The 23,435-nt window shown below is 70.6% G+C and carries 18 protein-coding genes and 1 pseudogene; 10 read left to right on the top strand and 9 right to left on the bottom strand.

Features of this window, described 5'->3' with window-relative positions:
- Window positions 1-15 precede the first annotated feature (15 nt).
- On the top strand, window positions 16-2,610 hold the full coding sequence (locus tag OHS82_RS41865; protein ID WP_328435893.1) for a SpoIIE family protein phosphatase: 2,595 nt from the start codon (window positions 16-18) through the stop codon (window positions 2,608-2,610).
- A 515-nt stretch (window positions 2,611-3,125) separates the two neighbouring features.
- On the opposite strand, the gene OHS82_RS41860 is transcribed toward OHS82_RS41865, so the two are convergent.
- Together OHS82_RS41860 and OHS82_RS41855 are read right to left on the bottom strand one after the other, a co-directional pair.
- Window positions 3,126-4,475: a hypothetical protein gene (locus OHS82_RS41860; protein ID WP_057577338.1), complete on the bottom strand. Its 1,350-nt coding sequence runs from the start codon at window positions 4,473-4,475 to the stop codon at window positions 3,126-3,128.
- 548 nt (window positions 4,476-5,023) lie between these two features.
- A complete protein-coding gene (locus OHS82_RS41855) occupies window positions 5,024-5,674 on the bottom strand; it encodes a hypothetical protein (RefSeq protein ID WP_157876317.1) in 651 nt (216 codons plus the stop codon).
- A gap of 650 nt (window positions 5,675-6,324) precedes the next feature.
- On the opposite strand from OHS82_RS41855, the gene OHS82_RS41850 reads away from it, so the two are divergent.
- The 5 genes from OHS82_RS41850 to OHS82_RS41830 all read left to right on the top strand — a co-directional run bounded on the left by OHS82_RS41850 (window position 6,325) and on the right by OHS82_RS41830 (window position 10,556).
- Window positions 6,325-6,798: a hypothetical protein gene (locus tag OHS82_RS41850; protein ID WP_063894229.1), complete on the top strand. Its 474-nt coding sequence runs from the start codon at window positions 6,325-6,327 to the stop codon at window positions 6,796-6,798.
- A 179-nt stretch (window positions 6,799-6,977) separates the two neighbouring features.
- On the top strand, window positions 6,978-8,423 hold the full coding sequence (locus OHS82_RS41845) for an amino acid permease (RefSeq protein ID WP_057577336.1): 1,446 nt from the start codon (window positions 6,978-6,980) through the stop codon (window positions 8,421-8,423).
- Window positions 8,420-9,118 (top strand): HAD hydrolase-like protein, encoded by a 699-nt coding sequence (locus OHS82_RS41840; protein ID WP_057577335.1) that lies wholly within the window; start codon window positions 8,420-8,422, stop codon window positions 9,116-9,118. The genes OHS82_RS41845 and OHS82_RS41840 overlap by 4 nt, the downstream gene beginning before the upstream one ends.
- Window positions 9,115-9,906: a cyclase family protein gene (locus tag OHS82_RS41835; protein WP_057577334.1), complete on the top strand. Its 792-nt coding sequence runs from the start codon at window positions 9,115-9,117 to the stop codon at window positions 9,904-9,906. The genes OHS82_RS41840 and OHS82_RS41835 overlap by 4 nt, the downstream gene beginning before the upstream one ends.
- Before the next feature lie 209 nt (window positions 9,907-10,115).
- Window positions 10,116-10,556 carry an Lrp/AsnC family transcriptional regulator gene (locus OHS82_RS41830; RefSeq protein WP_057577333.1) on the top strand — a complete coding sequence of 147 codons (441 nt, stop codon included), beginning with the start codon at window positions 10,116-10,118 and terminating at the stop codon, window positions 10,554-10,556.
- On the opposite strand, the gene OHS82_RS41825 is transcribed toward OHS82_RS41830, so the two are convergent.
- Genes OHS82_RS41825 through OHS82_RS41815 form a run of 3 tightly spaced genes read right to left on the bottom strand, consistent with a single transcriptional unit; the run spans window position 10,537 to window position 14,541 of the window.
- Complete coding sequence (locus tag OHS82_RS41825; protein ID WP_328435891.1) at window positions 10,537-11,964, bottom strand: aspartate ammonia-lyase; 1,428 nt, start codon at window positions 11,962-11,964, stop codon at window positions 10,537-10,539. The genes OHS82_RS41830 and OHS82_RS41825 overlap by 20 nt on opposite strands.
- The gene (locus OHS82_RS41820; RefSeq protein WP_328435889.1) at window positions 11,961-13,463 is read right to left on the bottom strand and encodes an aldehyde dehydrogenase family protein; all 1,503 of its coding nucleotides are present in this window, start codon (window positions 13,461-13,463) and stop codon (window positions 11,961-11,963) included. The genes OHS82_RS41825 and OHS82_RS41820 overlap by 4 nt, the downstream gene beginning before the upstream one ends.
- Window positions 13,456-14,541 carry a homoserine dehydrogenase gene (locus OHS82_RS41815; protein WP_057577331.1) on the bottom strand — a complete coding sequence of 362 codons (1,086 nt, stop codon included), beginning with the start codon at window positions 14,539-14,541 and terminating at the stop codon, window positions 13,456-13,458. The genes OHS82_RS41820 and OHS82_RS41815 overlap by 8 nt, the downstream gene beginning before the upstream one ends.
- A gap of 528 nt (window positions 14,542-15,069) precedes the next feature.
- Here OHS82_RS41815 and OHS82_RS41810 point away from each other — a divergent pair.
- Window positions 15,070-15,888: an IclR family transcriptional regulator domain-containing protein gene (locus OHS82_RS41810; protein ID WP_328435886.1), complete on the top strand. Its 819-nt coding sequence runs from the start codon at window positions 15,070-15,072 to the stop codon at window positions 15,886-15,888.
- 82 nt (window positions 15,889-15,970) lie between these two features.
- Here OHS82_RS41810 and OHS82_RS41805 read toward each other — a convergent pair whose 3' ends face one another.
- On the bottom strand, window positions 15,971-16,795 hold the full coding sequence (locus tag OHS82_RS41805) for an MHYT domain-containing protein (RefSeq protein WP_079041128.1): 825 nt from the start codon (window positions 16,793-16,795) through the stop codon (window positions 15,971-15,973).
- Window positions 16,796-17,817: 1,022 nt separating this feature from the next.
- On the opposite strand from OHS82_RS41805, the gene OHS82_RS41800 reads away from it, so the two are divergent.
- Window positions 17,818-18,108 (top strand): hypothetical protein, encoded by a 291-nt coding sequence (locus OHS82_RS41800; protein WP_242433071.1) that lies wholly within the window; start codon window positions 17,818-17,820, stop codon window positions 18,106-18,108.
- Between the two features lie 14 nt (window positions 18,109-18,122).
- On the opposite strand, the pseudogene OHS82_RS41795 reads toward OHS82_RS41800, so the two are convergent.
- Window positions 18,123-18,707: pseudogene (locus tag OHS82_RS41795) on the bottom strand (recombinase family protein); the annotation flags it as partial.
- 242 nt (window positions 18,708-18,949) lie between these two features.
- Window positions 18,950-20,392, bottom strand: a complete 1,443-nt coding sequence (locus tag OHS82_RS41790; protein WP_328435882.1) for an amidase — start codon at window positions 20,390-20,392, stop codon at window positions 18,950-18,952.
- Window positions 20,393-20,482: 90 nt separating this feature from the next.
- Here OHS82_RS41790 and OHS82_RS41785 point away from each other — a divergent pair, with 90 nt between their 5' ends.
- Entirely contained in the window at window positions 20,483-21,118 is a 636-nt protein-coding gene (locus OHS82_RS41785) for a TetR/AcrR family transcriptional regulator (RefSeq protein WP_057577327.1), read from the top strand.
- Between the two features lie 116 nt (window positions 21,119-21,234).
- Here OHS82_RS41785 and OHS82_RS41780 read toward each other — a convergent pair whose 3' ends face one another.
- Complete coding sequence (locus tag OHS82_RS41780; protein WP_328435879.1) at window positions 21,235-21,588, bottom strand: VOC family protein; 354 nt, start codon at window positions 21,586-21,588, stop codon at window positions 21,235-21,237.
- A 765-nt stretch (window positions 21,589-22,353) separates the two neighbouring features.
- Here OHS82_RS41780 and OHS82_RS41775 point away from each other — a divergent pair.
- Window positions 22,354-22,995, top strand: coding sequence for a DUF6461 domain-containing protein (locus tag OHS82_RS41775; protein ID WP_328435877.1), 642 nt, complete (start codon window positions 22,354-22,356; stop codon window positions 22,993-22,995).
- Window positions 22,996-23,435 lie beyond the last annotated feature (440 nt).

The following is a 23,435-nucleotide window of genomic DNA, read 5'->3' as shown; positions in this document are numbered from 1 at the left end:
ACCGTCGCGGGTCAGATGTTCCTCATGCAGGTGACCCTGGTGGTGCTGCTGGTGGCGCTGGCCGTCCTCGCGCTGGTCCTGCAGTCCGAGCGGCACACCAACGCCGAGGCCAGACGGAGATCCATCGCGGTCGCCCAGACTTTCTCTCATTCCCCGGGCGTGCTGGCCGCACTGCGGGCCCCCGATCCCTCGAAGATCCTCCAGCCGCTGACCGAGTCCGGGCGCAAGTCCGCCGGCGTCGACTTCATCGTGGTGATGGACACGAAGGGGATCCGCTACACCCATCCACTGCCGGACCGGATCGGCAAGCGGTTCGTGGGGGAGATCGAGCCGGCGCTGGCGGGAAAGGTCTACACCGAAAGCGTGCACGGCCCCCTCGGCCATGAGGTCCAGGCCACCGTGCCCATCCTCAATCCCCGCGGGCAGGTGGTGGCTCTCGTCTCCGCCGGGCTGAAGGTCAAGAACGTCACCGGGCTGGTGGAGCGGCAGATACCGATCATCCTGACCGCCGGAGCGGTCGCGCTCGCAGCGGCGACCGCGGCCACGGTGCTGGTCAGCAGGCGGCTGCGACGGCAGACGCACAGCCTGGCCCCGAACGAGATGACCCGCATGTACGAGCACCACGACGCAGTGCTGCACTCCGTGCGCGAAGGGGTGCTCATCGTCAATGACGAGGGGCGGCTGCTGCTGGCGAACGACGAGGCCGAGCGGCTTCTGGAACTGCCCCCGGAGGCGGAGGGACAGTTCGTTTCGCAGATGTCCTCACTCGAGCCCGAGATCCTGTCGTTGCTCAGTTCCGGCCGCGAAGCCAGCGACGAGGTGCACCTGGCGGGACCGCGGCTGCTGGTGGTCAACCAGAGGTCCACGGGTTGCGGTGCGGGCCCTCGGGGCACTGTCGTGACACTGCGCGACTCCACGGAACTGCAGGCGGTGTCGGGCAGGGCCGAGATCACCGGCGAGCGGCTGAAGCTGCTCTACGACGCCGGAGTGGGCATCGGCACCACCCTCGACGTCGTCCGGACGGCCGACGAACTCGCCCGGATCGCCGTGCCCCGCTTCGCCGACTTCGTCACCGTGGACCTGGCTGACGCCGTGCTGCGCGGCGAGGAGCCGGCCACCACGGCGAAGGGGATGAGACGTGTCGCCGTATGCGGCATCCGCGAAGACCAGCCGCTCTACGAGAAGGACCGGCTGATCGACTTCCTCCCCTCCACGCCCCAGGCACGCGGCTTCGGCACCGGCCGCTCGGAACTGGTGACCGACCTGTCCACCGCGACGGGCTGGCACCGACAGGACCCGGAACGCACCGAACAGATAGTGGACTACGGCATCCACTCGCTCATAGCGGCTCCGATCCAGGCCCGCGGCGTCGTCCTGGGCATGGTCAACTTCTGGCGCTCCGAGGAGCACGCGCCCTTCGACCAGGAGGAACTGTCGCTGGCCGACGAACTGGTGGCTCGCGCCGCGGTGAGCATCGACAACGCCCGCCGGTACACGCGCGAGCATGCCCTGGCGGTGACCCTCCAGCGCAGCCTGCTGCCGCAGGGCCTGCCTGTGCAGAGCGCCGTCGACGCCGGCTACCGGTACCTCCCGGCCAGGTCGGGCGTGAGCGGGGACTGGTTCGATGTGATCGCCCTGCCGGGCAGCCGCGTGGCGCTGGTCGTCGGTGACGTGGTCGGCCACGGCCTGCACGCCGCCGCGACCATGGGACGGCTGCGGACCGCGGTGCACAACTTCACCACGCTGGATCTACCACCCGACGAACTGCTGAGTCATCTGGACGACGTGGTCGGTCGCATCGACCAGGACGAAGCGTGCACGGACGAACCCGCCGTCGTGGGCGCCACCTGCCTCTACGCGATCTACGACCCCACGACGCTCCGCTGCACCATGGCCCGCGCCGGGCACCTGGCCCCCGCCCTGGCCGACCCTGAAGGGAACGTGGTCTTCCCGGACCTGCCGCCGGGCCCGCCGCTGGGACTCGGAGGCATGCCCTTCCAGGCCGTCGAGATGGACATCGCCGAAGGCTCCCAGCTCGTCTTCTACACCGACGGTCTCGTCGAGGATCGCCACCGCGACCTCGACGAAGGGATGGAAATCCTGCGCAAGGCCCTGGCGGGTCACCCGCAGCGCGCGCCGGAGGAGAGCTGCCGGGCCGTGCTGGGATCGCTGCTGCCCGACCACCCCACCGATGACGTGGCCCTGCTCATCGCCCGCACCCACGCGCTGCCACCGGACCGGATCGCCGACTGGGACGTGCCGCCCGACCCGGCCGCCGTCGCCGGGGTGCGTGCCGCGGCGACCGAGCAGCTCGACGCGTGGGGGCTGTCCGAGCTGGCCTTCGGTATGGAGCTGGTGCTCAGCGAGCTCGTCACCAACGCCGTCCGCTACGGCTGCGAACCCATACACGTGAGGCTGATCCACGACCGCACGCTCACCTGCGAGGTCACCGACGGCAGCAGCACCTCGCCCCACCTGCGCCACGCCGCGACGACCGACGAGGGCGGCCGGGGCCTCTTCCTGGTGTCGCAGCTGACCGAGCGCTGGGGAACCCGCTACACCCCCCGCGGCAAGGTCATCTGGGCCGAACAAGCACTGCCGGAAAGCTGAGCCACCGGTCCTCGCCGCCCGGGCGACCAGAACCGGGCGCAGAGCGGTACCCGCCGACGCGACGCCGGCCGTCATGCCAAGGATGCCGTGGGGGGCTGACCGGTCCCTGCGCGCACGAACCGCTGGGCGGCAGCGGCGCCCCGTTGCCACGCGGGAACATGGCGTGCATCAGCAGCCCGAACGATGTCACGAGGGCCGCCCCACGGCGGGATACGGGAAGTAGCCGTGGAAACTTCCCAGGTCGGGGCGGCACTCGCCCAGGGCCGTCCGCAAGGGCAGGAAACGCGCCTCGGTGAGCAGGTCATTCAGGGGGACGTCCCTGTCGGGGCACGGTCAGTCGGCCAGTGTCGCGAGCACCGGATCCGGATCCGTGGGGACGTCCCGTGGCTCGGGTAGCAGGACGACCCGCCCGTGTCGGTGAACCGGGCGGGTCGGCCGATCCGCGTCTTGCGGTGCTTCGCGTCGTGGACCGGGTTCCCGGTGCTCCCGCAAACTCCGGGCAGACGTCGGGCAGATCACTCGAAGCCGGACGTCGTGCGCGCATGACCCGGGCCTGGCGGCAGCAAGCGTTCCACCAGCGCCTCGCACTCCTCGACGAGCCGGGCGGTCACCTGATCCACCAGGGCGATCGGCTGGAGCCGGAGGGTGACTCCCGCCAGCCAGCCGGCCAGATCCGCGGCGATCACCGAGCCTGCGGGCCCGGTTTCGAAGGCAGGGACGAGGGCCAGCAGCATCCGGGCCCACGTGGCCCCGAAGTCGTGGAACTGGAAGCGCATGGACAGCACCTGGGCACGGGAGGCCGCAGCGAAGAGGTAGTGCGCCTCGCGCCCCAGGAGGCCGGCCTCCCGGGCACTGTAGGGGTCCGGATCGTTCAGGAGATCGACTGCGAGGCCGGCCAGCAACGTCGCGATGGCGGGTGCGATCTGCCCCTCGCAGCGCAGCGAGGGGACCATGGTTGTCGCCCCGTCCGCCGGATCGAAGGCGAGGTCTCGCAGTACCGACGGCACCCGGTCGTCCCCGAGTTTGCGTGCCGCGGCTGCCAGTGCGGCGGCGAAGGACATCGAAGGCGGTCTCGCGGCGCTCGCGGCACCCTGTGCGGTCAGGGACGCCCATGCCCGGGTCGCCTCGGCCGTGGCCAGGGGGTCGAGCTCGCGGCCCTCCCTGATGAGCTCCCCGCCTTCATCACTACGACCCGCTTCGCGAAGATTCAGTCCGTGGTGGACGAGCGCGGTCACCAGGTGCGCGAGATCCCCGGGCGCGTTCGTCCGGGCCATCGCCCTCGCGCTGTGCAGCTCCGTCGCCCCGACGGCGAGAGCGATGTCGAGCCGACCCTGCTGGGTGTGCACACGCGCCGCGATTGCGGCGGAGCCCCGCAGGTATCGCCCGTGCACGAAGGACTCCGCCAGGGGGGCGCGGTTGATCGCTTCGGCCTGGGAGAGGTAGAAGCGGACCGCCCAGTCCGCCGAGCAGACGGCGAGGTCTCGGTCGCCGTAGTCGTACAGGACGTTCGCGTTCAGGCTGAGCACCCGGGCCAGGTCGAGGACCAGGGGCGAGTCGCTGCTGCCCGCGCCGAGGTCCAGATACGCCATGACGGCTTGGTCCGCCTCGATGACGGCGGAGACCCCGCGCCCCAGCTCGGCCAGGACCTGCGCCTTGCGCGCGCGGACATCGGCAACGAGGGGTTGCATGTCGGGTTCGCCCAGCTCACCGAGCTGCTCGTAGACACCTGCGCACTCGGTGAGCGCCGCGAGAGACTCCTCCGGCTGCCCCGCGCCGACCAGCGTCGAACCCAGTCCGTACAGCACGCTGCCGAGCATCCGCTTGGTGTCCCGGTCGTCAGGGTGCCGCCCGACCAGCACGTACATCAGCCTTCGGGCCTCCTGCTGAAGCGGTGCCGCGTCTGCCGACCGCCCACCCACCATCAGCACCTGCGCCTCGGAGAACAGCTTCGCAACCCGTCGCTGCAGGTCCCCGGTCGCAGCGCCCGAGTCTGCGTCGCGGCGGGGGTCGGGGTCTCGGTCCGGGTCCTGGTCTCGGCGAGGGTTCGGGCCTCGGTCCGGGCCCGGACCCGAACCCGGACCCGGACCCGGACCCGGACCGTCAGATGATGAAGCGGACTTCGCCGTACGACGCCACTTCATGCGCCGCCCCCTCTCGAATGACAGGACACCCGTCTTCTCAGGCACGTCGAGAGACACGTCCGGCACCGGACCCCCTCTTCACGCCCCACCCCACCCCCTTCCTCCCCGGTCAACTGCACGCGAAACAAAGACCGTTGACGTCCAAGATGCCGCTCGAGCCGCAGCGTGCCCATGGTCGGCGACCATCACTGCACTGACGGCCCACCCACTTGAGCAGCCGGAATCCCGGATGCCGATGGGGCCGCCACCAGGACGACTGGAGGTATGTCGGCCTACTCCTCGCTCACCTGCCGCGAGGCGGGCGGGGACCTCCAGAGGGTGACCTGTTCGTGCAGGTAGCCTTCCGTCGCCCACTGCTTCAGGTGATCGCCGTCCAGCAGGTGCACGCCTTGACGGGCGGCCCACCGGACGTCCTCGTCGGTGAACGCGCCGCTACCGATCACCAGCCGGGCCGCGCGTCCAGGGCCGAACGGCACCGCATCCCACGGAGGGGCCGTGTCCCGCAGCGGGGCCGGACCGGTGTGAACGGCGATCTCGAGCCTCTCGTCAATAGGGTGCCAGGCGAACACGCGAGGTCTGCCCTCCTGGGTCTCGGATATCACGCGCCAGAAGCCCTCGCGCAGCAGTATCCGTTCTGCCGCCTTCGCCAGTCCCCACTCGTCCAGTCCCGCGAGTTCCCGCGGCTTGTACACGCCTTCGCGCCGGCGGAGATACCGCATGAAGAGCACCGACAGGACGACGCACGGCACGACGAAGAGTCCGGCGGTCAGGCGGCTGAACCGGGCTTCAATGCTGTTGAACGCCCCAGGGACGACGAGGGCGAAGGTCACGATGACGGTCCCGCCGACGAACTTCCCCACATCCCGCGAGGTGAGCCGGCTGTTCCCGCTCAGTCGCAACTCCAGCCGCTTCCGCTGACGCACGGCCCGGCGCGTCCCCGGCGCAGGCGGTCGCAGCCGTCTCAGCACCGCGTCCTTCACCCCGCACCACCGCCCCTCCGCCTGTCGTGCCCCTTACGCATACCCATGCGGGGCGCGGTGACATCGCTTCCCCCCGACCGGCGACCACCGGACCGTACGCGGCGGCCGCGCCGGGCCGGCCGCGGTGAGTGAGCCCCTCCGTGCGCAGACAGTCGGCCGGGAGGTCACACGCCGTCGCGTAGAGCCGCCAGAGCGACGTCATGCCGCCCGAGCCCTCGTCTCGCACGATGAATCCCTCCGCGGCCACGACGGCGAGCATCCGCGACAGCCGGGCTGCGGTCGCGACCCGGCCTTCAGGCCGGGCTTCGGCCGGGCTTCGGCCGGGTGCGAGCCGGAAGGCCGGGCAGCGGCGGGGCAGCGGGTGAGCGCCGACAGAGCGTCGAGGCTGTCCGCGACGCTTCGGTCCGCGTGTTCCTCCGCCGTGGCGACGCGTGCTTTCCCGGCGGTGCCGTCTTCGTCACTCTCGGTACGCAACGGCGCATGCACCTCCCCAGGCGCTCGAAGTGTGCAGCATTTGCATCTTGCCGTGCATTTAATGCGCGCCTAGCATCCTTGCATCACCCGCCGACGGATGCCGAAGGAATGAGACGCGCATGGCCACGACGACGATCACGCCGGAACCGACAGCAGAGGACCGGAACGGCGCCCACGCGTCCGTCCGGCGCCGGACGGTCCGGACGATCAAGGTGTACTGGCCGGTCGCGAGCGCGACCCTGACCGCGTGCGCGAAGGGCGACCTCGACGCCCTGCGGACCGATCAGTCCTTCGCCTCTCTCCTGCGCATCATGGAGACCTCCCCCGAGCTCGGCGACTTCGGCGTCTACGGCGATGTCTTCGAGGTCTCCCTCGGCGCCGAGGGATTCACCGTCCAGCCCGGCGCCCGCCCCGCCCTCGGCTCGATCGGCGGACGGTTCCTCTCCGCCACGCTCGCCGTGACCACGCATGTCGACGCAGCCGCGGACGACGACACCCTCACGCGGATCCTCACCCGGCTCGTCGACGCCCACCCCTGGGAGGTCCCGGTGATCGAACTCTCCGCCCCGCTGGACCTCGTCTCCCGGGCCTGACCCGTCGCCCCGTCCCCGTGAGCCCGTCGCCCGCACCGGGCGTCCGCTCCCCTCGGTCCGCGACCACCCCGACGCGCACCAGCAGCCCTCGAAAGTGGCCCCACCCCGCAGCCATGCCGTGCCGATCGCCCCCCACGCCCGTCCCCCTCTCCCCGCTCAGCTCCGCAGAGGAGACCGCCATGTCCGTCTCAGCAGAACCGGACAACGCTCCGGCCGCCGCAGACACCGTTCCCCGGCCGCCCGGCGACGGCCTGCGCCGCACCATGCGTTCCCGCCACCTCGTCATGATCGCGATGGGTGGTGTCATCGGCTCCGGGCTCTTCCTCAGCTCCGGCTTCACCGTCTCCCAGGCCGGCCCCCTCGGCGCCGTGCTGGCCTACCTCGTCGGCGCGTTCGTCGTCTGGCTGGTGATGGCCTGCCTCGGTGAACTCGCGGTCGCCTATCCCGTCTCGGGTGCCTTCCACGTCTACGCGAGCCGGTCGATCGGCCCGGCCACCGGGTTCGCGACCGCCTGGCTCTACTGGCTGACCTGGGCCGTCGCCCTCGGCTCCGAGTTCACCGCGTGCGGGCTGCTGATGCAGCGCTGGTTCCCCGGCGTCGGCGTCTGGGTCTGGTGCGTGGTCTTCGCCGCCGTCGTCTTCGGAGTGAACGCGTTCTCGGCCCGCGTCTTCGGCGAGACCGAGTACTGGTTCTCCCTGGTCAAGGTGATCGCCGTGGTCGCCCTCATCGTGTTCGGCGGCGCCGCGCTGGCCGGCTTCCACCCACTCGCCGAGGGCGGCTCCCACCCCCTGCTGCTGGAGAACTTCCACACCCCCGACGGCCTCTTCCCGAACGGCTTCTCGGGCGTCCTGGTCACCGTGCTGGCCGCGTTCTACGCCTTCTCCGGGTCCGAGCTGATCGGCGTCGCCGCGGGCGAGACCGAGAACCCCGCCGAGGCCGTGCCCAAGGCCCTGCGCGTCACCGTCATACGCCTGCTGGTCTTCTTCGTCGGCGCGATCACGGTGATCGCCGCGACCATCCCCTACGACGAAGTCGGCCTGGACGAGAGTCCGTTCGTCACCGTCTTCTCCTCCATCGGCTTCCCCTACGCGGCCGACGCCATGAACTTCGTGATCATCACGGCGCTGCTGTCAGCCGGCAACAGCGGCCTGTACTCCTGTGCCCGCATGCTCTTCTCGCTCGCGGAGGAGAAGCAGGCGCCGCAGGCACTGCGCCGCCTCAGCCGCCGTGGCATCCCCCTGACCGCGCTGTCGCTGAGCATGCTCGGCGGTCTCGCGTCCCTGGTGAGCAGCGTCGCAGCGCCCGAGACGGTCTATCTGGTGCTGGTGTCGATCGCCGGATTCGCCGCGGTGGGGGTCTGGATGTCCATCGCCGCCTCGCAGTTCTTCCACCGGCGGGCCTTCGTCCGCGCGGGCGGGAACCCGGACGCCCTGCCCTACCGGACTCCCCTCTACCCGGTCGTGCCGGTGCTCGCCTTCCTCCTGTGCCTCGCCTCGCTCGTCGGCATCGCGCTCGATCCCGCGCAGGCGACGGCCCTGTACTTCGGCGTTCCGTTCGTCGCGGGCTGCTACCTGTACCACTGGCTGCGGCACGGCCGCCGCCGCACCGCAGGAGCGGCCGCGTGAGAGCGCCGACCTGCGTACTGCTCGACCTGGACGGCACCCTGGTGGACTCCGCTCCCGGCGTGACCGCAAGCGCCGCCGAGGCTCTGCGCTCCGTCGGAGCCGCGGTCCCCGACGCGGCCACCCTGCGCTCCTTCGTCGGCCCGCCGATGCACGACACCTTCCGCCGCGTGGTCGGGCTCGACGAGCCCGTCGCACGGGCCGCCCTCACGGCCTACCGCGCCGCGTACGCCCGCGACGGCGCGACGGCCGCCGCGCTGTACGACGGTGTCCCCGAACTGCTCGACGCCCTGGCCGCACGCGGTCTGCCGATGGGCATCGCGACCTCGAAGGTGCAGGACCAGGCCGAACTGATGGCCCACCGCTTCGGTCTCGGCCCCCGGCTGCTGACGGTGTGCGGTGTGCGCGAGGAGGCAGGCCGTACGACGAAGCGGGAGGTGATCCGGGAGTGCGTGGCCCGCCTGCGGGCGGGCGGCGCCGACGTCCGCCGGCCGCTCATGGTCGGCGACCGCGCCTACGACGTCGAGAGCGCCGCCGCCGAGGGCATCCCCGCCGTCCACGTGCGGTGGGGGTACGGAGGCCCCGCGGAGTCGGCCCACGCGGTCGCCTCCGTCGGCCGGCCCGCCGAACTCGTCGACTGGATCGATCTGTTGGACAACGCCGGAAACGGCGCCGAGATGGAGGACGAACACGCATGACCCAGGACACGGCCGTCACGGCCGCACCCGCGACCGCCACCGAACCCCCGCTGTGGGCCCTGCACCGCGCACTGATCGGCGGAACGGTCCGCACCGACCTGACGCACGCCTTCCATCCCGGGCAGCCCCACTTTCCCGCCTTCCCCGACGAGAAGCGCGAGATGCCGTTCGACATGTCCCGCGGCGACGGTTTCAACGTGCACCTGTACACGATCGTCGGACAGTGGGGCACCCACGTCGACCCGCCGGTCCACTTCGTCGCCGGCGGCCGGACCCTGGACGAGATACCCGTCGACGAGATGATCCTGCCGCTCGTCGTCCTCGACATCACCGACCGCGTCGCCACGGACCCCGACGCGGTGCCGACCCTGGCGGACGTCGCGGCCTGGGAAGCCCGCCACGGCCGCGTTCCCCAGGGCGCGTTCGTCGCGCTGCGCACCGGATGGGGCCGGCGCTGGCCGGACCCTGCCGCCATGGCCAACAAGGACGAGGCAGGCGTCAGTCACTGCCCGGGCTGGTCCGCCGAGGTCCTGCGCTACCTCTTCGAGGAGGCCGGCGTCACCGCGATCGGGCACGAGCAGACCGACACCGACCCCGGACTGGCCACCTCCGCGGGCGACTTCGGCCTCGAGGACTACGTCCTGCGACGCGACCGCTGGCAGATCGAGCTCATGGCCAACCTCGACCGGGTGCCGGAGGCGGGAGCGCTGATCGTCGCCACCTGGGCCAAGCCACAGGGCGGTTCGGGCTTCCCCGCCCGCGTCTTCGCCCTGCACCACGAGAACTGAACGACGTCACGAGAACCGGCGTCACAGGGACGGACAGCGTCGTTGGGGACGGGGGACGGCGTCACAAGGACGAGACGACGTCGTAAGGGCAGACGGCGTCACGAGGACGAGACGGCGTCGTAAGGACGGATGACGTCGCGAACCGGCACAGCGGCTCCGGTGGTCCCTCGGCCACCGGAGCCTTCGCCAGTCAGGAGACACAGAGCGCCATGGACGCCATCGACGAGCGGATCATCACCGAGCTCACCCGCAACGCCCGGATCTCCCACGCCGAACTGGGCCAGCGCGTACAGCTGTCACGCAACGCCGTGCGCCAGCGCGTCGAACGGCTGGAGAGGCAGGGGCACATCGGCGGTTACACGATCGTCCGCCCGTCGTGCGGCGCGGACCGCGAGACGGTGGCCGCACACGTCCTGGTCTACCGGGAGGACCGGATGCGCGGGGCCGACGTCCTCGCGGCGCTCAAACGCATCCCCGAGGTGGTCTCGTGCGACGTCCTCAGCGGCCAGTTCGACCTGCTGGTCAGTGTGGAGGCGGACTCCCTGGAACGCGTACAGGGCATCTGGGAGCAGATGGCCCAGATGCCCGGTGTACGGGACACGGTGACGGCGCTGGCGCTGTCCCGGGTCGTCAGCCGGCCGCGGCGATGAGGCGCAGCGCGCTCTCGCGGTCCAGCAGCCCGCGCCGTACGACGACGTCCACCACGTCGGCGCCGGTGCGCGACGCGTCCCGGGCCACCTCCGTCGCGGCCTCGTGTCCGATGCGGGCGGCGAGCGCCGTCACCGCGCCGACCGCGCCGGCGCCCCCGCGCGCGAGTCGCTCACGGTCGGCGGTGATGCCCACCACGCACAGGGTGCGCAGTGCCGAGCAGCCGTGCGTCAGCCAGACGATGTGCTGCAGCAGCAGATGTCCGATCAGCGGTTCGAACGCGTTCAGCTGCAGCTGACCGTTGTCCGCGGCCATGGTGACGGCGACGTCCGCGCCGACGGTCGCGAAAGCGATCTGGTTGACCATTTCGGGGATCACCGGGTTCACCTTGCCCGGCATGACCGACGAACCGGCCTGCCGCGGCGGCAGGGAGATCTCCGCGAGGCCTGCCCGGGGCCCGCTGGCGAGCAGTCGCAGATCGCTGCACACCTTGGACAGCTTGACCGCCGTCCGCTTCAGCACCCCCGACACCAGGAGGAACACGCCCGTGTCCGACGTGGCCTCCACCAGGTCGGCGGCCGGTGTCACGTCGAGCCCGGTCAGCGCGCGAAGGTGGCGTACGGCCGCTGCGGCGTAGCCGGGTGCGGCGGCGATGCCGGTGCCGATCGCCGTCGCCCCGAGGTTGGTCTCGGCCAGCAGCGGCAGCGTCTCGCGGATCCTGCCGACGTCCTCCGCGAGCGTCACGCCGAACGCGCCGAACTCGCGGCCCAGCGTCATGGGCACGGCGTCCTGCAACTGCGTGCGTCCGACCTTGACGACGGTCGCGAACTCAGCGCCTTTGGCGGTGAACTCCGCTGCCAGCAAGGTCAGTTCGGTGCTCAGTTCGCTCAATGCGGCGCTGACGGCGATCCGTAGCGCCGTGGGGTAGGTGTCGTTGGTGGACTGGCAGCGGTTGACGTCGTCGAGCGGGTCCAGGTGCTCGTAGTGCCCGCGTGCGTGGCCCAGACGTTCCAGTGCGAGGTTCGCGATCACCTCGTTGGCGTTCATGTTGGTGCTCGTGCCGGCGCCGCCCTGGATGACGTCCACGCAGAACTGTTCGTGGTGGCGGCCCTCCGCGACGGCCCGGCAGGCTGCCGCGATCGCCCGTACCTTGTGCGGCTCGAGGACCCCGATCTCGCCGTTGGCCAGGGCCGCGGCGTGCTTGACCTGAGCCAGGGCCCGTACGAGGTGGGGGTGGACGCTGACGGGGACACCGCTGACGCGGAAGTTGTCCAGGGCGCGCGCGGTGTGCGCGCCCCAGTAGGCCTGCGCAGGCACATGCACCTCCCCCAGCGCGTCCGACTCGACCCGCGTCGGCGGACCGGCAGACGCCGGGGAGCCTGCGCCGGATCCGGCGTCGGAGTCGCTCACGCCGACTCCCTGTTGAGGCAGACGACCTTCGGCTGGGTCATCTCCTCGTAGGCGAACCGCACGCCTTCGCGGCCCATGCTGCCGTACTTGAAACCGCCGAAGGGCATGGCGTCGAAGCGGTAGTCGGAGGAGTCGTTGATCATGACGCCGCCTGCCTCCAGCAGCCGTGCCGCGGCCATCGCCCTTTCCAGCGAGCCGGTGAAGACTCCCGCGTGCAGGCTGAAGTCGATCTCGTTGGCCCGCTCCACGGCCTCCTCGAAGGAGTCCACGGCCTGGAGCACGACGACCGGCGCGAACACCTCCTCACGCCACAGGTCAGAGGTCTCCGGTACGTCCTCGAGCACGGTGGGGTCATACAGGCTGCCCTGCCGCTCGTGCCCGCACAGCAGCCGAGCGCCCTGCTCGATCGCTCCCGTGACCGTCTTCTCGGCGGCGGCCGCCGCCGGTTCGCCGATCATGGGGCCGACATCGGTGTGCCCGTCCATCGGGTCGCCGGTGCGCAGCCGCAGAGTCCGTTCGACGAAGGCGTCCCGGAACGCCGGGTACACCTCGCGTTCGACGAGGATCCGCTGGGTGCCGATGCAGTTCTGACCGGCCGCCCAGAAGGCACCGGACACGCAGGCCTCGACCGCCGATTCCACGTCCGCGTCGGCCAGGACGACGACCGGGGCGTTGCCGCCCAGGTCCATGGCGAGCTTCTTCAGCCCCGCCGAGCGGGCGACCGCCTCACCCGCGCGGAAGCCCCCGGTGAAGGACACCATGCGCACCTCAGACGCGGACACCACGGCGGCCCCCACGTCGGCGCCGCCGTTGACCACCGTCACCACCTCCTCCGGCAACCCGGCCTCCACCAGCGTGTCGACGAGCCTCAGCGCGGACAGCGGGGTGAGCAGGGAGGGTTTCAGCACGACGGCGTTGCCGCCGGCGATCGCGGGCCCGAGCTTGTGGGCGACCAGGTTGAGCGGGTCGTTGTACGGGGTGACCGCCACGATGACGCCCAGCGGCTCGCGTGTGAACCAGCCCAGCCGTCCCTCCGATCCCTCGTAGGCGTCGAACGGCACCACCTCGCCCGCGTTGCGGCGCGCCTCGGCGGCCGACAGACGCAGGGTGTTGACAGCCCGGGAGGTCTCCTTGCGGGCCTGGACCAGGGTCTTGCCCGCCTCGGCGACGATCAGCCGGGCGAAGGACTCGGCGCGCTCCTGGACCAGCCGCGCCGCACCGTCGAGCACGGCCGCGCGAGCGGCGCGGGAGAGACCGCGCGCTTTGGTCCGCCCCTCGCGAGCCCGCCGCATGACGTCGTCCACCGAGGAGACCGGGGTGACGCACACCGACCCGATGGCCTCGCCGCTGTAGGGGTTGCGCACGACGGCCATGCCGTCGCCGACCTGGTCGTGGCCGCTCAGGCCGGCCCCCGTCCCGCCGCCGGACGCGGTGTCCGGGGCGGCGTTCGTCAGGGGGGTGACGTTCAGGGCGGTGATGCTCAGGGCGGCGTCAGGCACGGCCGGCCTCCAGGAGGGTCTCGACGGACGCGGGCGTCGTGGTGCGTTCGTGGATGCCGATGACGTCCGACAGCAGGGCGTACGCCGTCTCGACGCGTCCGGCGCCGGGCCCGGCGATCGTGACGGTGCCCAGCAGGTCGGTGTGAAAGGCGACGGCGTTGACGGGCCCGGAGACTCCGGCGAGCGCGTGTTCGGTGGGCAGGGCGACCGGCGCGACCCGGGCCTCGACGGTGCCGTCCGAGCGCCGGGAGGCGGAGCCGACCAGCTTCCAGCGCAGGCCCTCGGCCGCGGCGCGGCGGACGTCGTCGGTGGTGAGGGCGGACAGTCCGGTGCAGGGCACGTCCGCGCGTCCGAGGTCGGCTCCGAGCACCTCCCCGGCGAGGATCATGACCTTCAGCTGGACGTCGTAGCCCTCGATGTCGGCCGTCGGGTCGGCCTCCGCGTACCCCAGGGCCTGAGCCTCGGCGACGGCGTCCGCGAAGGACAGGCCGGACTCCACCCGGCCGAGGACGTAGTTGGAGGTGCCGTTCATGACACCCTCGAAACCGTTCACGGCCAGCCCGCCGAACATACGGCGCGCGGTGCGCAGCACCGGGGTCCCCGACATCACGGTTCCCTCGAACTCGAAGCACACGCCGTGGCGTCGAGCCAACTCCTTCAGGGCGCCGCCGTGCAGGGCGACCGGCCCCTTGTTGGTGGTGCAGACGTGCTTGCCGGCCTCGACGGCCCATCGCACGTGGGACAGCGCGGGCTCACCGTCCGTGGGGTTGGTGAAAGTGGCTTCTGCCACGATGTCGGCAGGCACCTCGCGGATGACCCATTCGTTGCGGGGGTCCGGGCTGCCGCCCGCCAGCATCGAGAAGTCGAGCTCACCGGGCTCCACGGCGAGCAGCGGCGCCAGGTCTATCCCCGGGCCGTCCGTGCGCACGAGCGATCCGGCGCGCAGGTCGGTGATGGCCACCACCCGCAGCGTGAAGCCCAGTTCGGCCTCCAGGGTGTCTGCGCGTTCGGCGATCAGCTCGGCGAGCGCACGGTTCACACCGCCGAATCCGATGAGTGCGAGGTCGTATCGGGTCATCCGGAGCCTCCTCCTTCCGTGACGGCGCCACCCCCCTGGCGGCGCGACCCCCACAGCGTCACGCCTCGGGACGTCAGTACGGCCATGCCGAAACGTCCGGGAGGACTGCCGATGCGCACGGGCGGGTGCCGTTCGTCCTGCACGGGGGGGCGTCCTGCACGGGGGGCGTCCTGCACGGGGGCGGGCCTGGCCGGGGCCGCCCGCCGCGTCCAGGTACGGGCTCCGGCGGCTCCCGGACGAGTGGTCCTGGGGACCGCCGTGGCGTGGTGGTCGTACTCGGCGATCAAGACCTCGGGACCTCGATCACGGAGTTCCCGCTGCCGGCCGCGGCAACCGGACGTCCCGGCAGGCACTGCAGCGACGCCTGCCACCGGAAGGCCCATCGGCTGCGTGCTCACCAGGACCTGTCCTGGACGAATCGTCGCTCTGTCCGCCCGAAGCCCGAGGGTCGAAGGCCGGGCTTCACGCCGTCCGGTGCCTGTCGACGACACGACGACACGAGGCAGGGCTCACTCGTATAGTGCGGTCGTGACGACGAACGGCCCCGCCTCCGGACAGACCGGCCCTGGAACAGCCTCCTCGCTGCGTATGGCCCTGCGCGTGGTCAACGCCGTGCTGGACCGCGAGGGCTCCGGCCGTACCGGTTTCAACGTCAGCAGGCTCGCGAGCGAGGTCGGCATCGAGCGCAGCAAGGCGTCACGCACCACACAGGACCTGTGCGACAAGGGCTTCCTGCAACGTCTCGACGACTCGACGCTGCGCGCCGGTGACGCGTTCTTCACCGCCGCTGCGTCCCTGCACCCCGGACTGCTGCGCCGCAGCCGTCCACTGCTGCGTCGCATGGCCGTGGCACACGGGGCCGGCGCGCGGCTCTCGGTCCGCGACGGCGTCCAGGTCCGGCTGCTGCGCGCCGAATCCGCCGCCGGCTGGTCCCAGGAGTGGCAGGGCCGCGCGAGCCTCGTCACCCCGTGCTGGTGCACCGGCGCCGGCCGCGCACTCCTCCTCGACCACACCGCCGAAGACCTCACCGCCCTGCTCGACGACTACGAGCTGATCGGCGTCGGCGGCCCCAACGCGGCCCGCACCGCCGCAGAACTCGTCGCGGCCAACGACCACGACCGGCTGCGCGGTGTCGTCGCCGCACACGGGGAGTTCGAACACGGGGTCACCGAGTACGCGGTCCCGGTGCGTGACCCCGACGGACGCATCAGGGCCGCCGTGTCGGTCGTCGGCAGGGAGCAGGACCTGGTGCCGCACCAGCGGGCGATCCGCACGGACCTCGCCGCTGCCGCCGCCGCACTGACGGACGCCCTCGGCGGCAACGACGGCAACGACACCGTACGGTAGGGCCCTTCACTGTTCAGAGCATGTCGCGATGTGCGCCCGGTCCCACCCGAAGGTGCCGGACGACTGTGCCGTCGCAGGCCTTTCACCAGGAGTTGTAAGGCTGCCAGGACTCGGCCGCCTGCCATGTCGGAACGTCGGTTTCGGCGCCGTACGCCAAGGGTGCTGCCGGGCCGTCGTCGCCGAGCATCATGTCCGGGTCGAACATGACGATGACGGCGGCGACCAGGAGGACCACGAGCGGCCCCGCCAGCATCAGCAGGAGGAACGAGATCAGTCCGGTGGAGGACTGCGAGACGCCGGAACCGCCGGTGAGATGCACGGAGACCGCGGCCATGCCGGTGTAGTGCATACCGGTCACGGCCACCCCCATGACCAGGCTCGCTCCCAGGCTCGACCACAGGCCGCGGATGGATACAGCCGCCCACAGTGCCGCCGTGGCCGCCGCGACGGCGATCGCCACGGACAGCGCCACGGTCGGCGTGTCGTAGTGCAGGCCGCCGTTGGTGTGGATGGCGGCCATGCCGAGGTAGTGCATGGCCGCGACTCCGAGCCCGGTGATCGTGCCCGCGACGGCGAGGTTCACGGCCGAGCCGCCGCGATAGCCGACGAGGAAGACTCCGATGGCGACGACGACGATGGCGACGACGAGACTGAGCACGGTCTTCGTCGTGTCGTACTCGACCAGCGCGCCCTGAACGTTGAAGCCGATCATCGCGATGAAGTGCATGGTCCAGATACCGCAGCCGATGGACACGGCGCCCAGGGCCAGCCATCTGGCTCTGTGATGCGGGCGCCGCAGAGAGCGTGTCGTGCAGCGCAGACCGAGTGCCGCACCGAGACAGGCCATCAGGTAGGCCGCGATCGGCGTCGCGGCCCCGTAGTAGAAGTTGGAGACGGTGGCGGTCATCGGCGTTTCCTTCGGGGTGGGTGACGGGCGACGGCTCAGCCGAAGCGGTCCGGCGCACGCGTTCGCGCGCCGCCTGGCGCGGATGGCTCGACTCCCCGCGGTCCCGGCGTGCGGGCAGGCCGAGGGAGGCACCGGACGACCGGGCGACCGGATCAAGCCACTGACCAAGTTGTACACGATTCAATCACACAGTGCGCACCCCTCCTTCACGTTTTGCGCAATGATTCTCCGAATCGAAACGGCGCCGCACTTCACCCCAAATCACCCCGTTACGCGACGTGACAGCCCTACGGCCGGGCTCACCGACCCCGAAGGACCGGATGGGTCCGCTCCCCGATCAGGACCGTGGGCCGACCTCCTACAGCTGTTTCAGGACAGCAGTGCCTGCAAGCAGGGGCCGGTCCAGAGGCGTGTCCCGCGGAAGGCACCCCTGGCGCGCGGCCCCAGGCGCCGCCGCGTCCTCACCCATCCGCTCGACCGTCGCGAGGAACCGGCTGACTTTGTTGGTGAGTTGCAGGTGTTGGGCTTCTCCCGCCGCAGGTGGAAGCCGAACGCTGGATCGCCTTCCGCTCGCACTACGAGCTGGGGGCCTTCTGCTGCCGGCCCGGCATCCGCGGCGCCCACGACAAGGGCAGCATCGAGGGCCAGATCGGCTGGTTCCGCCCCAACCCTCTCGTTGCCGTCCACGGAGTTGACACGCTCGCCCTGCTCAACGCCATGACCGACCGGTGGGCCAGGAGGACGACGCCCGCCGCATCCGGCCCCGCCCCCGCACCATCGGCGAGTGCTTCGCGGCCGAGCAGGCGTTGCCGGCACCACTACCGGAAGATCCCTTCGAGACGGGCCGGCTCTCCACGCCCGGGTCGACCGATAGAGCCGGATCTGCGTCCGGATGAACCGCGACTCGGCCAAACTCGACACCGACGAAGCCAACCCCATCTCCGACGCGGACAGCGCGCGAACGCGGCTTGCGCAGTCCCTCGCCCCGGGCTTCGATCCATGAAGGGCGTCATGGACAAGTGATGTCGACCGAAGCAGCAGCACTCGCCCTGCAGGACCAAGCCGCACTCTGGAGCATGGGCGAGATCTGTGCCACCGACGTCGTCACCGCTGCCTGTAATGCGCTCGTCGCCGGCCTCGACAGTCCCGCCCTGCGGATGCTGGCCGCATGCACACGCGCCGAGGCGACTTACGACGTCCCCGATCTCCTTCCCCCAGCACTCGAGGAACTGGGACTCACCTTGCACCCGATGGGCAGCGTCGCCGGACAAGAAGGGGTGTCGTTAACGAGTGGCGAACCAAGTGACAAGTAACCCGCCGGTAGCTTTCAGGGTTTCGCCGAAGCGGTCTTCTTCGGCTGGCGGGGCACGGTCTTGGTCTTGTCGAGGTGTCCGTAGACCGTGGAACGAGGCACGTTGAGCATGTCGGCAATCTGCTGGACGGTCTTCTCCCGGGCGTCGTAGAGCTGCTGGGCGAGCTCGGCCTGGTCGGCCGTGAGCTTCGGTCGGCGCCCGCCTACCCGGCCGCGGGCCCGCGCGGAGGCGAGCCCGTCGTTCGTGTTCGCCACGATCAGCTCTCTCTGGAGCTCCGCGAGCACGCTGAGCATCCCGAACATGGCCCGACCTTCCATGGTGGAGGTGTCGATGCCCTGCTCGATGACGTGCAGCCCGATCCCGCGCTCGCGCAGCTCGGCGCCGAGGGTCACCAGGTGCAGCACGGAGCGGGAGAGCCGGTCGAGCCGGATGACCTTCAACGTGTCACCCTCGCGCATCAACTGCAGGACGAGATCGAGCTTGGGGCGGGAGGCTTTCGCGCCGCTGGCGACGTCGACGTGGATGTTGTCGCGGTCGACGCCGTTGCGGAGAAGTGCGTCGATCTGGTGGTCGGGGTTCTGGTCGGCCGTCGAAGTGCGGCAGTAGCCAAGAAGCGTTGTCGGAAACTACTCCGACGACCGTTCACCGACGTTGATTTCCGACGCGAGTTGTCGACAGCGCCCACCTGTGGGTTCGTGATCACGCGCATGAGTGTCGACAGACGTTCGTTTGCCGACACTTCGACCGGGGAGAGGCCCGCGATCGGCGCGGCGCGGATGCTGCCTCCTCCGCGCCGCTCGTCGACCCCCGGCCGTCTCTTTGCCCGCTGTCGTAGCTCCGCCTACCGCGCGGCAGCCGGGACTTCGGGGCGAGGGTCGATCGGCGTGAGCACGCCGAGGCGGTCCTCGATCTCCTGGGCAGCGGCCAGGCAAAGGTCTTCCCGGAACGCGCGCCCGATGATCTGTACGCCGGACGGCAGGCCGTCGCTGACTCCGGTCGGCACGGCGACGGCGGGAACGCCCACAAAGCTGGTCACCGTGCACAGGCGCATGCCCTCGGAGACCCGGTCCCGTCCCGCTTCATCGCGTGACTCCAGTCCCGGCTCGACGGGCGGCTCGGCGAACACCGGTCCAAGCAGCAGCGGGTACTCGTCGAGGAACTCCGCCCAGGAGCGGCGGATGCCGAGCCAGGTCCCCATCAGCTTCGTGAGCTCTGCGGCGTTCGCAGGCGGAGTCTTCTCCATGGCCATCTGGATGTAGCGGTCTCCGCCTTCGCCGAGCAGTTTCCGCACCGCTGGCCAGGTCGGCGCGAATTCGGTCACGGTGATCCGGCCGTATGCTTCGAGTGCCTCGTCCAACCGCGGAACATCCGCCATCTCTCGCACGTCGTACCCGGCGTCGCGCAACGCGTCGGCCGCGGCCGTGACAGCCGCGCGGACCGTGGGATGAACGCCGTGGCCTCCGGGGTCGGCCACGACCGCGACCTTGACCGTTCCCGGCAGGGGCTCGCCGTAGAGGGGCACGGGTACGGCCCGCGGGTCCCGCGGGTCGGTCCCGGCCAGCGCCTCGTACGCCAGCCGCAGGTCGGCGACCGTACGGGCCAGGGGTCCGTCGGTGACCAGCATCTGTGAGGCTGGTCCCGGGTCTTCGGGGCCGAGGACACGGTGGTCGGCTGGGAACCGCCCGGTGGTCGGCTTCAGCCCCGCCACGCCGCAGAACGAGGCCGGGATCCGCACTGATCCACCGGAATCATTGCCGAGACCGAGCGCGGCCATGCCGGTGGCGACGGCCACTCCGTCACCGCCACTGCTGCCGCCCGGGGTCCGGCTCCGGTCCCACGGGTTGACGGTGTCGCCGAACAACTCGCTGCGGGTGTGCATCCCGGCCAGGACCAGGGTGGGCATGTTGCTGTGGCCGATCGGTATGGCTCCCGCCGCGCGGAGCCGGGCCACCGGGGGTGCGTCGGCCGGAGCCACCAGGTCGTGGAAGCGTGCCGTTCCGAGTGTGGTCGGCACGCCTTCGACAGCGGTTGACTCCTTCACCGTGAACGGCACGCCGGCCAGCGGCCCGAGTTCTTCGCCCGCTGCTCGCCGCTGGTCCGTGTGTGCCGCGGCCTCGCGGGCTCGCTCGGCCATCAGCTGCGTGACCGCGTTGACCTGTGGGTTGACCTCGGCGATGCGTTCAAGGTGGCTGTCGACCACTTCGAGGGCCGATATCTCGCCGCCTCGTACGGCCTCCGCCTGGGCGGCGGCCGTCATTGCCCACAGGGCGTTCTGCCTGATCATCGTGCTTCCTATCCACATGCCGAAGTGCTTGTGTCCGAACCCTAGCCCGGAAGCGATACGATCGTATTGGAATAAGGAGGCTGACCGAGCATGCCTAAACAGGTGGACTACGAAAGCCGACGCCGCCGGATCGCCGAGGCCGTTTGCCTCCTCGCCGACGAACACGGACCGGAGGGAGTGAGCATGCGCGACGTCGCCGCCCGCGCGCAGGTCTCACTGGGCGCCGTTCAGCGCTGCTTCCGCAGCAAGGGGGAGATGATCCTCTTCGCCGTCGACCACGTCGGCGACCGCATCACCGAACGTGTGAGGGCACGCCTGGCCGCGAGCCCGGCCCAGTCGGCCGCCACCGCCCTGGGCCACGCGGCCAACGAGATCGCCCTGCTCCGCGAAGAGCACCGCGCCGAAGCACGGATCTGGCTCGCGTTCGTCGCTCAGGCCGCTGTCAGCGAGCCACTCGCCGGCCCGCTGAAAACCAGCTACGCGGCCCTCCAGAACCTCTTCGTCCGCCTCATCACGGAGGCCGCCGAGAGCGGATCGGCCGACGAAGGCGCTACGCCGCCCGACCCGCAGCACGAGGCTTGCACTCTGCTCGCCCTCGCCGACGGCCTCACCACCCATGTACTCATAGGCCACTTGACCGCAGAGGAAGCCGAGGAAGTCCTGCACGCGCATCTGGTCGGCCTCTGGGAACGCCTCGGCACCACCCGCCCCCGAAAGGCCGTCTGACACTCAGGGGTCATGTCCCGTGTAGTGGTGTAGCCGGGTCGGCGAACAGCGGCTGGGGCAGCTGCGGGTGGGCGAAACCGTCCGGCACCTCCGCCCGAACGGCTGCCCGGCCCCGCTCAGCTCTTCCGCTCACCCAGGACACAGAATTCGTTGCCCTCCGGGTCGAGGAGGGTCACCCAGTGCTGCTCGTCCTGCACGGTGTCGGCGCGCCGGGCACCGAGGGAGAGCAGCCGGGCGACCTCGGCCTCCTGGTCGTCGGGGCGGAAGTCGGGGTGGAGCCGGTTCTTCGACGTCTTGCCCTCGGGGACAGGCACGAAGAGCAGCCCCGGCATCTGGTCCGGCTCAGGCCGGATCTCGATGATCTCCTCGGATTCGTCGACCACTACCCAGCCGAGAGCCTCGGCCCACCAGCGCCCAAGGGCGATGGGGTCGGAGGAGTCGACGATGATCTGTTCCCAGTCGAGTGCCATGGGCGTGAGCATAAACAGGGTCGGCTGGTTGCCAGGGCTGGGGTGACTGCCTCGCATCGCGGCATGGCCTGACGGAGCGGGATCAGCTGCCCCCGGTTCCGGTCCGTGCAAGCCCGGCGGCGCCAGCAGGTCAGGCCTGGACCGAAGCCGAGTTGCTGCGGACGCGTTCCCAGGCGATCCCGCTGCGCGGCACGATCAGGATGCCTTGGGAGCACGCGTATCCGACTCCCCCGCCGCCGATGCCCTGCACCACCAGCTCCGGCCCGAGCGCCCCCGGATGCCGGGCGACTCAGCCACCCGCCCGGCCGATCTCGACCCGCTGCCCGCAGGTTCAGGTTCCGGACGCCACGGCATAGAACGACATGCCCGGGAAGAAGAGGAGCATGGCCAGGGCGGCCCCGCAGGTGAGGCGCCATCGGAGTCTGCTCCGCGCTCCGCCCGCCGGGCCCTCAGGAGTGTCGGTGCGCCAGACCGGCGGGATGTCGACGCGACCTTCGGCGATAGCAGTCGCGGCCCGCCGCGCATCGCCGGGGTGATAGGAGCAATAGGTCGGCGCCGCCTCGTACGTGCCCCGACTCTCCCCGCCGAACCGGCGGACGCCGACACCCGCACAACCAGCGGTCCCCGGCAGCCGATCCTCACGCACAGGCCACAACTTGGCGACCTCGGAACGGTCCAGCCAGGGCTCGTCCTCGTTCCCTGACTCGGGTACCTCCCGGATCGGGCATTCGCGAGCCTTACCGAAGTGGATGACGGAGGCAAGACGTGAACACCGACGCGGACCTGGATTCGCTTCGCTGGGCAGCGGGATGGATGTGCGTCACCTTCACCCGTGACCTCAGCCCCGAGGACGTCTTCACACGGTACGGGGCCGACCCGGACCAGGCCCACATACTCGACTGGGAAGCGGCCTCGGACCTGGTCTCGGACGATGCCGGTGACGGGATGGTGTCGTTGCTGCGGTCCGGAAGGATCGGTGAATGGGCCTTCTGCGTCGAGGAGGAAGGTGACATCGGCTCAGGCGGAGAATGCCTGGCGGAGTTGTCTCGGAACACCGAAACGTACAGTGTGTTGACGACCGAGGGGATCGACGTCTTCCAGCATTGGCGTGACGGTGAGTGCATCGAGTACTTCGAACCCGGTATGGAGCACACCCGGTCCGCACCGTTCGGCCCGTGGTGGGGACGGGTCGAAGCGGCGCTCGCCGCACACGAGGGCACTGACTCCGGGACGGCCCCTGTGGTGGCCCTTGTACTGGACCACCTCGGGATTTCCCTGGACGACGCCACCCTCGGCGGCCCATGGCCCAGCTTGACGCTCGTCGAGGATGACGCACCGTCGGAGCCACTGGGCGACACCTACGCGGGCGAAGGGCCGGTTCCGCCCGGCAGTGTCGTGATCTCGTAGGGCTTCGCAGCAGCCCGCTCACGGCACTCCCGATCCAGCGGGCATGTCACAGCACTCCCCCGTTGACAGTCGGTTGGGTTTGTGGCGGGGCCAGGTTGCCGGCTGGTGCCCTTACGGCCTTCGCAGGGGCAACGGCTGAAGCGTGGGCCATCGCGTGAGCACGGCCTCCTTGACGGCCGCGGCGAGTCGTCCCAGACCGTTGAGCTCACTGCCGTCAGCGGTCATCTCGCTGACCGTTCCGAGACGGTGGACAAGCCGCTGCCGGGCCGTTGCCGTGCCCCATTCCCAGTCCTGGTCCGGAATACGGGCCAGGTGCTCGACGGTTCCACGTTCGGCTCGCTGGACCAATGCGTCGCCTCGTAGCAGCCAGGCGGCACATGCCTCGGCGTCGACGCGGTCGCCCGGCACGTCGCTGAGCGCGACCCGGTTCGCCGGTGAAC

It is taken from the genome of Streptomyces sp. NBC_00425 (assembly GCF_036030735.1).
In the GTDB taxonomy this organism is placed as follows: Bacteria; Actinomycetota; Actinomycetes; order Streptomycetales; family Streptomycetaceae; genus Streptomyces.
Note: the sequence above shows the minus strand (reverse complement) of the source record. Positions and strands in the feature narration are given on the sequence as shown.

Excerpts from the sequence above, each read along its gene's own strand:
- OHS82_RS41845 (WP_057577336.1), top strand. The coding sequence starts at position 6,978 with ATGTCCGTCTCAGCAGAACCGGACAACGCTCCGGCCGCCGCAGACACC.
- OHS82_RS41805 (WP_079041128.1), bottom strand. The coding sequence starts at position 16,795 with ATGACCGCCACCGTCTCCAACTTCTACTACGGGGCCGCGACGCCGATC.
- OHS82_RS41865 (WP_328435893.1), top strand. The coding sequence starts at position 16 with ATGTTCCTCATGCAGGTGACCCTGGTGGTGCTGCTGGTGGCGCTGGCC.
- OHS82_RS41780 (WP_328435879.1), bottom strand. The coding sequence starts at position 21,588 with ATGGCACTCGACTGGGAACAGATCATCGTCGACTCCTCCGACCCCATC.
- OHS82_RS41850 (WP_063894229.1), top strand. The coding sequence starts at position 6,325 with ATGGCCACGACGACGATCACGCCGGAACCGACAGCAGAGGACCGGAAC.
- OHS82_RS41815 (WP_057577331.1), bottom strand. The coding sequence starts at position 14,541 with ATGACCCGATACGACCTCGCACTCATCGGATTCGGCGGTGTGAACCGT.
- OHS82_RS41860 (WP_057577338.1), bottom strand. The coding sequence starts at position 4,475 with ATGTACGTGCTGGTCGGGCGGCACCCTGACGACCGGGACACCAAGCGG.
- OHS82_RS41790 (WP_328435882.1), bottom strand. The coding sequence starts at position 20,392 with ATGATCAGGCAGAACGCCCTGTGGGCAATGACGGCCGCCGCCCAGGCG.
- OHS82_RS41800 (WP_242433071.1), top strand. The coding sequence starts at position 17,818 with ATGTCGACCGAAGCAGCAGCACTCGCCCTGCAGGACCAAGCCGCACTC.
- OHS82_RS41785 (WP_057577327.1), top strand. The coding sequence starts at position 20,483 with ATGCCTAAACAGGTGGACTACGAAAGCCGACGCCGCCGGATCGCCGAG.
- OHS82_RS41835 (WP_057577334.1), top strand. The coding sequence starts at position 9,115 with ATGACCCAGGACACGGCCGTCACGGCCGCACCCGCGACCGCCACCGAA.
- OHS82_RS41830 (WP_057577333.1), top strand. The coding sequence starts at position 10,116 with ATGGACGCCATCGACGAGCGGATCATCACCGAGCTCACCCGCAACGCC.